The organism is uncultured Georgenia sp., from assembly GCF_937958535.1.
GTDB lineage: Bacteria > Actinomycetota > Actinomycetes > Actinomycetales > Actinomycetaceae > Oceanitalea.
The window spans coordinates 1-10,198 of the sequence record NZ_CALGNQ010000117.1; the positions used below are offsets into that span (position 1 = coordinate 1).

The window sequence follows — 10,198 nt, forward strand, 5'->3', positions numbered from 1 at the left end:
CGGCCGGTGCGCCCGTGCCGGCTGCCGCACCGTCCGCGTCCAGGGCCCGCGCGCCCGCGGTGTCCGGTGCCTGCGCAGGCGCGGTCCCAGGCGTCTGGTCGGCGGGGGCCGCCGGGCCGGTCGCACCCGGTGCTCCCAGGGTGCCGGCGAGCGGCCACACCGGGTGCTCGCCGGCGAGCGCCTCGACGTTGATGTCGAGCCATGGCGCCAGCTCGCGGATGAGCTCGCTGGGGGTGTGCGGCCCCTCTCCGGCGAAGGTGCGGCGGCACAGGGCGTCGAGGTCGTCGGGGACGTCGGGGCGCAGGCTGCTCGGCGCCACCGGGGTGCCGCCGACCAGCGCGGCGGCCGGGACCTGGGCGGGCAGCTGCCGCCCGTCGGCCGGGGCGGGCCAGGTGCCGGTGAGGGCGAGGTAGAGGAGGCGGACCAGGCCGTCGGTGTCCTGCTGCGCGGCGGCGAGCGGGTCGAGCTCGATGCCGAGGTAGGCGGCCGCGATACCGATGCCGGCGAGGCGGACCTGCCCGTCGGCGGTGACCGAGACCGCGGAGGGCCCGAGGACGAGGTGGTGGACGCCGCGTCTGCGGGCCGCCTCGAGGGCGCTGGCCACCTCGCCGATGATGGCGCGGGCCTGCTCGGCCGGCAGGGTGGCGCTGGTGGCGAGCTCGCCGAGGGAGGGGCCCTTGGCGCTGTCCGTGACGACGAAGGCGCGTCCGTCGTGGGCGCCGACGTCGAGCACCCGCTGGATGCGCGGGTCGTCGACGAGCGCGGCCCGGCGCGCGGCGTCGACGGTCTCGGCGGAGGGCCCCGTCGTCGAGGGGAGCAGGAGCGCCCCGATCTCGCGCTCGAGGATCTCGTCGTGGCCGCGCCAGAGCTCGGTGCCGGGCAGGACGGCGGGCAGCTCGCGGTCGAGCCGGTAGCGGCCGGAGAGCACGATGCTCCGCGTCGGCGCCGGGGCGGTGCCCCGTCCGTGGTCGTCCAGCGTCCTACCCCCTCCGTCCGGCCCCGTCCCCGGGCTCTGCCTGTGTCCGGCCCCCATGGTAACGAGTGGCTCGGACGCGCCCTGGTCGAGGGTGCTGACCGGTCCCGCGGCGGCCGGAGCGGTCCCGGCGGGGTCGACGGCGGTGGACTGTCCCGCGCCCGGGGGCCGGCCGCTCGTGCCGTCGTCGGCCGGCGGGCTCCCCGCGGTCGGCGCGGCGGCGGCCCCGCCCGTGCCGCCGGGGCCCGCCGGGTCGGAACCCGCAGCCCCGGTGCCCTCGGGGCCGGTCTCACCGGTGCGCGCCGCGGCGGGCGAACGCCGCCCGGAGAGGCGGCGCAGCGCGGACACCACGGGCCGGGCGATGATCTCGAGCTCCGCGACGCGCAGCACGCGCAGGAGCAGGACGTAGCAGCCGAGCATGACACCGCCGACGAGCGCGACCTTGAGCAGCGCCAGGACCATCCGGGCCACCCAGGACTCGGCGTCGGTGACCGGCCCGAGGAGGTGGAGCAGCCACCAGCCGAGCAGCAGCGTGGGGGTGACCGCGATGCCCAGCCGCAGGTGGGTGCGCAGCACGCGACCGCCGTCGAGGCTGGGGAGCTTGAGGCGCAGGGCGAGGTAGGCGACCACCGAGCCGACGACGTTGGACAGGGCGGTGGCCACACCCGCCCCGACGAGCCACCACTCCGGCGGCAGCAGCGTGGAGACCAGGCAGCCGACGATGACGATGACGGTGAGCGGGATCTGCAGCTTGAACAGGGACTTGGTGTCCTCGAAGGCGTAGTAGACCCGCTGGATCATCGTGAAGGCGCCCAGGGCACCGATGCCCAGGAGCAGCGCGACGACGATGCGGGCGATCCCCTGCGCCTCGGTCGGGGAGGTCGTCGGCACGATGGCCTGGACGAGCGGCAGCGCGAGCACCGCCAGGGCGCCCCCGGCGAACATGGTGAACACCGCGATGGTGCGCAGCCCGAGGGAGAGGTCGTCACGCACCCGGGCGGTGTCGCCGGCCGCCGCGTAGTCCGAGACGCGGGTGAACATCGCCGTCACGAGGGAGACGGTGATGAGCGACTGCGGCAGCAGGTAGAGGAAGTTGGCCTGCTCCCAGGCCGCGTTGCCGGCGACGAAGCCCTCCCCGCTGTCGGCGGCCGCCGCGGCGAGGTTGGAGATGGCGATGAACCCGAGCTGGGCGACGAGCAGACTGGCGAAGGCCCAGGTCCCGACCTTGCCCGCCCGGCCGAGCCCGGAGCCGCGCAGCCCCCAGCGCGGCCGGAAGCGGAAGCCGGCGCGCCGCAGCGGCACGATGAGGATGATCGCCTGGACGGCGACCCCGAGCGTCGCCGTGCCGCCGATCGCGGCGATGCGCAGCGCGTCCCAGGCGCCCGGGTCCTGGTGGGCACCGGTGGCGGTGCCGCCGAAGACGACGATGTAGGCGACCAGCCCGATGATCGCCACGAGGTTGTTCGCCGCCGGGGCCCACATGTAGGGCCCGAAGATCCCGCGGGCGTTGAGCACCTGCCCGAGCAGGGTGTACATGCCGTAGAAGAAGAGCTGGGGGATGCACCACACGGCGAAGGCGACGGCGAGGTCGAACCACTCCGGTGACAGCTCCGAGGCGTAGACGGAGACGAGCACCACCGCGCCGCCGGTGAGCAGCAGGGTGAGGCCGAGCAGCGCCGCGCCCGCCATGGTGAGCAGCCGGTCGACGTACTCCTCACCCCCGTCCCGCGACCGCATGGCCCGCACGATCTGGGGCACGAGGATGGCGTTGAGCACGCCGCCGGCGACGAGCATGTAGACGACGTTGGGCAGCTTGTTCGCCACTGCGAAGGAGTTGCCGGCACCGGTGACGCCGATGGCGCCGACGAGCGCGAGGTTGCGCAGCAGCCCGAGTAGTCGGGAGACCAGGGTGCCGGAGAACATGAGGGCGGCCGACCCGGCCAGTCCGCGCTGCTCGCTGCTCACGTTGCCCCCTCCGTGCCGGGTAGCGCGCCCCGACGTCCTCTGCGGACCGTGCGGACCAGGCCGACGACGAGCAGGAGGACGAGCAGCCCGGCCACGACGGCAGTGCCCACAGTCTCCCAGTCGGCCCGCACGCGCACGCGGATCTCCGTCGGCTCGTCGATGGGCGATCCGTCCGGGGCGGCCAGCACGACGTCGACGACGACGTCGCCGCTGCCGACGGCGTGGACCGGCACCTGGGCCGTCGCGGACTGCTGGGCGGGGATCTGCAGGGCGACCTGCTCGTCGACGACGAGTCGCGGGTCACGCGGGACCAGCCGGACGAGGACGTTGGCCGGCAGCGTCATCTCGTTGGTGACGGCGACCGGGATGTGGGCCTCGTCGTTGATGAGGTTGAGCGTGCTGCCGGGCCGTGCCGCGACGAGGCCGCGCCGCTGCTCCACCGCGTCCTCGGCGGCCGTGACGAGCGCGGCCCGGGTGTCGGGCCGCTGCCGCCACGCGGAGGAGGTCAGCTCGAGCAGCGAGGCACGGACCGGGTCGACGAGCTTGGCCGGCTCGTCGAGGACACCGGCGAAGGCGGTGGTGCGGGCGAGCACCTCCGACACCCGGCTCAGCTCGGTGGCGTCGATCTCCCCGACCTCGACGACGCTGGCCGGCAGGCTCTCCCGTTCCAGCTCGGGCGCCGGGTGGTCGAGCATCTCCTCCAGCCCGATGCGCTCGAGCCACGGGGCCTGGGCCAGCGCGGTCAGCTGCTCGGCGAGCAGCTCGGGGTCGCCGGTGAAGCCACGCGGCACGGTGAGGAGGAGGTCGCGGCGGTCGGCGGGACGCTCGCGGGCGACGACGGCGGTCTCGGCCAGCACGTACTGGCGGGCGGTGAGCGGGTCGAGCCGGACGACCGCCTGCTCGGCGACCGGGTTGACCGGCAGCAGCTCCCCGGCGAGCAGCCGGGAGAGCCGTTCGTCGGCGAGCACGGCCGGCAGCGTCTGACCGTTGCTCACCACGTCCGCCCGCGCCGACGGGGTGTAGGTCAGCGGCGTGGTGACGGCCGGTCCGCCGGCCGGCAGGACGACGGCTCCCGCCCCGGCGCCGGCCAGGGCGCCGAGCGTCTCCCCGTCCGGGCGCTCCCCGGCGGGCCAGGCGAGGCCCGTGCCCGCGTCGAGCCCGCTCTGCGCGAGCGCCTCGTCGCGGGCCGCGGCGACCCGCTCGATGAGGTCGCCCCGCCCGGAGTGCGCCAGCGCGGCGGCGTCGGCGTCTGCCCAGAGCAGCGCGTGCACGGTGCGGCCCGGCCCGGCGGCGAAGCCCTCGATCGCCGAGCGCAGCGCCGTCGGTGCCTCCTTGCGCAGCGGCTGGTCGGTGGGCGAGGAGGCGGGCTCGGGCTGCGCCGCCGTGAGGTCGAGGACACCGGGGACGTCGACGAGGAGTGCGGGGTCGACGGCGAGGTCGACGGCGGGCCGGTCCAGCGCGTCGAGGAGCGGTCCGAGACGCTCGGCGGCGACCGCGTGCACGGACGTCCCGCGCTCGCGGGCGGCGGCCCGCTCGGCGGCGGTGGGGGCGGCGGCGGCGAGCACGGCCAGCGGCATGCGCTCCACCTCGATGTCCGGCCACCACACGACGAAGCTGCGCAGGGCCGCCGGGACCGCCTCCGGCGCGGCGGCGTCGTGCGCGGTGACCTCGATGCCGCGCGGCCCCCAGGCGGCGTGGCTCGGGGCGAAGGTGACCGACTCGGCCGGCACGGTGAGCGTGAAGGAGACGGTGGAGCCCGGCTCGACCGGGTCCTCCAGCCGCTCGGCGTGGAGCAGCGTGGTGGTGGAGCGGAAGGTCGGGTCGAGCCACCGCTCCAGCAGCGACCGGCTGATCGGCGTCGACTGTTGTGCCCGGAGCCGCAGCTCGGGCAGCTCGAGGGCCGCCGGCGAGTCGTTGGTCACCGTCCCGCGGACGACGAGGTCCTCCCCGGGGGTGAGGATCGCCGGCTCGATGCCCGTCAGGGCGACCGTCACGCCGTCGTCGGCGGGTTCCTCCGGGGCGGCTGCCGTCGGGGCGACGAGGCCGGGCAGGAGGAGACCGAGGACCGTGAGGACGAGCACGGCGAGGGCTCGTCGGGCGGCTCCGGACGGGGTCCAGGAGATGCTCATGCGCGGCCGGCCAGCACGTCCCTTGCGGTGGCGACCACACGCCGCTCGTTCGGGTAGGCGAGGCGTGAGGCGACCTCGTCGAGGTTGACCCAGGCGACGTCCTCCGCCTCGTGGTCGGGGTCGTTCTCGATCGTCAGCTCACCGCCGGTGGCCTCGAGGAGGTAGTGGTGGACCACCTTGTGCACGCGTCGGTCGTCCCCGGAGAACCAGTAGTCGATGGTGGCGAGGTGGCGCAGCACGCGCCCGGTGATCCCGGTCTCCTCGGCGATCTCCCGCACCGCCGCCTGCTCGGGGGTCTCGTCCCCCTCGAGGTGACCCTTGGGCAGGCACCACTCCAGGCGGCCGCCCCGGTTGCGGCGGGCGATGACGGCGGTGAACGCCTGGCGGTCCTCGACCCGCACGACGAGGCCCCCGGCCGACGTCTCGTCCACCACGGGCAGCAGCGCCGAGCGCGGGGGCACCGCGCGCGGACGCGGCGGCGTCGGGACGCGACGCCGCGGCGTGGGGACTGCTGACATACGGTCACCATAATCAACGAAACTGGGCGATGCGGCGGCCACGCGCAGTCTTGGTCACATCCGCGGCCGTCCGGGAGCAGCGGCATGGCAGGGCGGGCGCCGGACGTGGCAGGCTGAGGCGGTGCCGCAGCAGAACGACTCCCCGACCGCGCTCGTGCGCACGGCGGCCGCCGCGCTCACCGCGCTGCCGCCCGCTGTCCTCGAGCTCGGGTCCGCCTTCGCCGACGCCGGACACGAGCTGGCGCTCGTCGGCGGCCCGGTCCGTGACGCCTTCCTCGGCAAGGTGAGCCACGACCTCGACTTCGCCACCTCCGCCCGTCCCGAGGAGACCGAGCGGCTGCTCGCCGCGTGGGGCACCGCCCACTGGGACGTCGGCAAGGAGTTCGGCACGATCGGCGCCCGCCGCGGCGACGTCGTCGTCGAGGTGACGACCTACCGCACCGAGGAGTACGAGCCCGACTCCCGCAAGCCGGTGGTCGCCTACGGCGACACCCTCGAGGGCGACCTGTCCCGCCGCGACTTCAGCGTCAACGCGATGGCGGTGCGGCTCCCCTCGCTCACCTTCGTCGACCCGTTCGGCGGGCTGGAGGACCTCCACGCCGGTGTGCTGCGCACCCCCGCCGACCCGGAGCAGTCCTTCGACGACGACCCGCTGCGCATCATGCGGGCGGCGCGCTTCAGCGCCCAGCTGGGCTTCGACGTCGACCCCGACGTCATGGCGGCGATGTCGGCGATGGCCGACCGGCTGGAGATCGTCTCCCCCGAGCGGATCCGCGCCGAGCTCGAGCGGCTCATCCTCAGCGAGCGCCCGCGCCGTGGGATCGAGCTCATGGTCTACACCGGGGTGGCGGCCGTCGTGCTGCCCGAGGTCGACGAGCTGCAGCGCACCGTCGACGAGCACGGCCGGCACAAGGACGTCTACGAGCACTCCCTCGTCGTCCTCGACCAGGCCATCGCGCTGGAGACCGGCCCGGACGGCCCGGTGCCGCGGCCCGACCTGGTGCTGCGGCTGGCCGCGCTGCTCCACGACATCGGCAAGCCGGCGACGCGTCGCTTCGAGCCCGGTGGCGGAGTGAGCTTCCACCACCACGAGCTCGTCGGCGCGCGGATGGCGGCCAAGCGTCTGCGGGCGCTGCGGTTCGACAAGCAGACCGTCAAGGACGTCGCCCGGCTGGTCGAGCTGCACCTGCGCTTCCACGGCTACGGCGAGAGCAAGTGGACCGACTCCGCGGTGCGCCGGTACGTCACCGACGCCGGCCACCTGCTGGAGCGGCTGCACCGCCTCACCCGGGCCGACTGCACGACGCGGAACCGTCGCAAGGCGATGCGCCTGGCCGCGGCTTACGACGACCTCGAGCAGCGGATCGCCGAGCTCGCCCGGCAGGAGGAGCTGGCCAAGATCCGGCCGGACCTCAACGGCGAGCAGATCATGGAGATCCTCGGCGTCCCGCCCGGTCCCGTCGTCGGCAAGGCGTACAGGTACCTGCTCGGCCTGCGCATGGAGCACGGCCCGCTCGGTGAGGACGTCGCCCGCGAGCGTCTCCTCCAGTGGTGGGAGCAGCAGGAGACGTAGCGCGCCCGGGCTCCAGCCCGCACCGCCGGTGCCGGGGCCTCACCGCACACCCCGGTGGGTGCTGCAGCACACCTCAGGCGACGGGCTCGAGGAGGCCGGTGTCGACGTCGTAGAGGAACCCGCCGGCGGCCACGGTGTCGGGGATGAGCGGGTGGGAGCGGACCTTGGCCACCTCGGCGCGGATCGACTGCAGCTGGTCGGTGATGACGCCGAGCGACATCCAGCTGGCGTCCTGCCCGCTGCGGCGGCCGATCTCCGCCTGGAGCTGCTCCTCGGAGCTGGAGGCCATGGCGCACCGGGTGTGGTGGATGACGAGCACCCGGTCCACGTTGAGCAGGGTGACGCCGAGGACGAGGGCGACGAGCACCTGGTCGGTGACCCGGCCGCCCGGGTTGCGCAGGATCTTCGCGTCGCCGGGGACGAGACCGATCATGCCCAGCGGGTCGATGCGGGAGTCCATGCAGGTGACCACCGCGATCCCGGCACGGGCCACGCCGTCGAAGCCGGAGAGCCGGAAGTCGTCCGCGTAGCGGCGGTTGGCGGCGAGGAGGTCGGCGAAGGCGGCGCCGGGCTGCTCGGCTGAGGTCATGGGGCGACGGTACTCGGGTGACCCGGGGCCGGTGTCGCCGTGCCCAGGCGCTGGACGCCCCGCCCGGGCCCGTCTCAGGCGGCCGGTCCGGCGGCCTCCGCGGGCAGGACGGGGCGGGGGGTGTCCGCCAGCCGCCGGGTGCCTGCGGCGTAGAGCGCGGCGACGAGGACGTAGACGGCGGTGAGCCCGCCGAACACCGCGCGGGACCAGCCGGTGTCCGGCAGTGTCGCCGCACCGAGCGCCGCGGCGGCGACGAAGGCCGCGTTGTACAGCACGTCGTACAGCGAGAACGCCCGACCGCGGAAGGTGTCGTGGGTGTCGCGGTGGACGATGGTGTCGACGGCGATCTTCGCGCCCTGGACGCTCAGCCCGAGGAGGACCGCGGAGACGATGATGACACCCCGTAGCGGCGTCGTCACGAGCAGTGCCTGGCTCACCGCCCCGATGCCCAGGCACAGGACGATCCATGCCGAGGGGGCCATCCGCCGGTGGGCCACCGGGGTGAGGAAGATCGCCAGCCCGTTGCCGACGAAGGAGATCCCACCGAGGAGTGCGAAGGTGCCCAGCCCGGCCGCGGCGTCGGCGGGGTCGGAGAGCAGGTTGCGGGAGATGAGGATGAGCGCCATGAAGTTGACGCCGTAGAGGAACCGGTGGAGGGCCATGACGCCGAGCGCCTGGCCCGGGGTGCCGCGCCGCACGAGGTAGCGGGCACCGGCGGCGAGGTCCGCGAGGGTGGTGCGCACGGCGGTGCGCACGGTGATCCGGGTGCGCGAGACAGGGCCGAGCTCGTCGGGGCGCAGGCGCGCCGCGAGCGCCGAGGCGGCGCCGAAGAGGCCCGCGGCGACGGCGAGGGCCGCGGAGTCGGTCGCGGCGTCGGGGACGGCGAGCCCGATGAGGAAGCCGATCGCCGCCCCGACCGCGGCGGAGGCCGCCCCCAGGGTCGGGGTGAGGGTGTTGGCCATGAGGAGCTGGTCGCGTGGCACGACGCGCGGCAGCCCGGCGGAGAGGCCGGCGAGCAGGAAGCGGTTGATGCCGAGCGTGACGAGCGCGATGACGTAGACCGCGGTGCTGATCCCGGCGGTGCCGATGAGCACGGCGAGCACCAGGGTGAGCACCACCCGCACGGCGTTGCCGTGGAGGAGCACCTGCCGGCGGCGCCAGCGGTCGAGCAGCGGCCCGGCGAACGGCCCGACCACGGTGAAGGGCAGGAGCAGGACGGCGAAGGCCTGGGCCACACCGGTGGCGGTGGCCATGTTCTGCGGGCTGAAGAAGAAGAGGGTGGCCAGGCCCACCTGGAACATGCCGTCGCCGCACTGGGAGACCAGCCGCACGGCGAAGAGCTTGCGGAAACCGGCGTGCACGGCGAGCGTGCGCAGGTCGGTCAGCACGCTCACGGAGGCGCGGGTTCGGCGGCGGGGCACCGGTGCAGGCTATCCGACCCCTCGGGCGCGCCCCGGAACGTCCTTGCGAGGTGACAAACGTGCTGTATGTTCGGTCGCGCTATATCGGACCGATACATCCGTGGGATGTATCGCACGTGGATGCGCCGACCGGGAGGGAGGGTAGGGCATGAGCCGCCGCGAGGTCCTGGAGCTGGCCATCCTCGGTCAGCTGGACACCGCCCCGATGCACGGGTACGAGCTGCGCAAGCAGCTCAACGCCCGGCTCGGCGCCTTCCGCACGCTGTCCTTCGGCTCGCTCTACCCGGCGCTGCGCCGGCTCACCGCGGCCGGGCTCATCACCGAGGCGAGCAGCGACACCCTGCCCCACGCCCTCGCCGGGCGCCGCAGCCGCATCGTCTACCGGCTCACCGAGGCCGGCCGAGCCCGACTCGCCGAGACGCTCGCCACCGCCGAGCCGGAGGCCTGGGAGGACGAGGCGTTCGACGTCCGGTTCAGCCTCTTCGGCACCACCGACGCCCGCACCCGGCTGCGCATCCTCGAGGGGCGCCACGCCCGGATGGTCGAGCGCCTGGCGATGCTGCGCGAGTCGACGCAGCGGGCCCGGGAGCGCATGGACGCCTACACCGCCGAGCTCGCGCGCCACGGCCTGGAGCAGGTCGAACGCGAGGTCGAGTGGCTGGAGAACCTCATCGACACCGAGCGGGGCACCCCCGGCGCCCACGACTTCCGCACCCCGGGCCCGGCGGGTGGACCGTCCCGGTCCCGGCGGGTGGGGTCCACCGGGCCGGGGGCAACCCGCGCCCCGTCCACCGGCCAGGGCGCAGACCGCGCCCCGTCCACCACCACACACAAGGAGCAAGAATGAGTTCGATCCGCGTAGCGATCGTGGGTGTCGGCAACTGCGCCTCCTCCCTGGTCCAGGGGGTGCAGTACTACGCCGACGCAGATCCGGCGGACACGATCCCCGGCCTCATGCACGTCACCTTCGGGGACTACCACGTGCGCGACGTGGAGTTCGTCGCCGCCTTCGACGTCGACGCCAAGAAGG

The 10,198-nt window shown here is 74.6% G+C and carries 7 protein-coding genes and 1 pseudogene; 3 read left to right on the top strand and 5 right to left on the bottom strand.

Annotated features, from left to right (window positions below; genetic code table 11):
* From Q0195_RS06445 to Q0195_RS06455, 3 genes are all read right to left on the bottom strand, one after another.
* The coding region (locus Q0195_RS06445) for a murein biosynthesis integral membrane protein MurJ (protein WP_299276101.1) at nucleotides 1-2,938 on the bottom strand (2,938 nt) is incomplete at its 3' end.
* Nucleotides 2,935-5,067, bottom strand: a complete 2,133-nt coding sequence (locus tag Q0195_RS06450) for a DUF6049 family protein (RefSeq protein ID WP_299276104.1) — start codon at nucleotides 5,065-5,067, stop codon at nucleotides 2,935-2,937. The genes Q0195_RS06450 and Q0195_RS06445, both read right to left, overlap by 4 nt.
* Nucleotides 5,064-5,585 carry an NUDIX hydrolase gene (locus Q0195_RS06455; protein WP_299276106.1) on the bottom strand — a complete coding sequence of 174 codons (522 nt, stop codon included), beginning with the start codon at nucleotides 5,583-5,585 and terminating at the stop codon, nucleotides 5,064-5,066. The genes Q0195_RS06450 and Q0195_RS06455 overlap by 4 nt, the downstream gene beginning before the upstream one ends.
* Nucleotides 5,586-5,739: 154 nt before the next feature.
* On the opposite strand from Q0195_RS06455, the gene Q0195_RS06460 reads away from it, so the two are divergent.
* Nucleotides 5,740-7,158: a CCA tRNA nucleotidyltransferase gene (locus Q0195_RS06460; RefSeq protein ID WP_299276113.1), complete on the top strand. Its 1,419-nt coding sequence runs from the start codon at nucleotides 5,740-5,742 to the stop codon at nucleotides 7,156-7,158.
* A gap of 73 nt (nucleotides 7,159-7,231) precedes the next feature.
* Here the strand turns inward: Q0195_RS06460 and Q0195_RS06465 are convergent, their stop codons facing one another.
* On the bottom strand, nucleotides 7,232-7,747 hold the full coding sequence (locus Q0195_RS06465; protein WP_299276109.1) for a carbonic anhydrase: 516 nt from the start codon (nucleotides 7,745-7,747) through the stop codon (nucleotides 7,232-7,234).
* A 74-nt stretch (nucleotides 7,748-7,821) separates the two neighbouring features.
* Complete coding sequence (locus Q0195_RS06470; protein WP_366518083.1) at nucleotides 7,822-9,168, bottom strand: MFS transporter; 1,347 nt, start codon at nucleotides 9,166-9,168, stop codon at nucleotides 7,822-7,824.
* A 148-nt stretch (nucleotides 9,169-9,316) separates the two neighbouring features.
* On the opposite strand from Q0195_RS06470, the gene Q0195_RS06475 reads away from it, so the two are divergent.
* Nucleotides 9,317-10,015, top strand: coding sequence for a PadR family transcriptional regulator (locus Q0195_RS06475; protein ID WP_299276111.1), 699 nt, complete (start codon nucleotides 9,317-9,319; stop codon nucleotides 10,013-10,015).
* Nucleotides 10,012-10,198: pseudogene (locus tag Q0195_RS06480) on the top strand (inositol-3-phosphate synthase); the annotation flags it as partial. The gene Q0195_RS06475 and the pseudogene Q0195_RS06480, both read left to right, overlap by 4 nt.

What these genes read in the sequence shown, in the direction of transcription:
- Q0195_RS06450 (WP_299276104.1), bottom strand. Translation starts at nt 5,067, where the DNA reads ATGAGCATCTCCTGGACCCCGTCCGGAGCCGCCCGACGAGCCCTCGCC.
- Q0195_RS06455 (WP_299276106.1), bottom strand. Translation starts at nt 5,585, where the DNA reads ATGTCAGCAGTCCCCACGCCGCGGCGTCGCGTCCCGACGCCGCCGCGT.
- Q0195_RS06465 (WP_299276109.1), bottom strand. Translation starts at nt 7,747, where the DNA reads ATGACCTCAGCCGAGCAGCCCGGCGCCGCCTTCGCCGACCTCCTCGCC.
- Q0195_RS06475 (WP_299276111.1), top strand. Translation starts at nt 9,317, where the DNA reads ATGAGCCGCCGCGAGGTCCTGGAGCTGGCCATCCTCGGTCAGCTGGAC.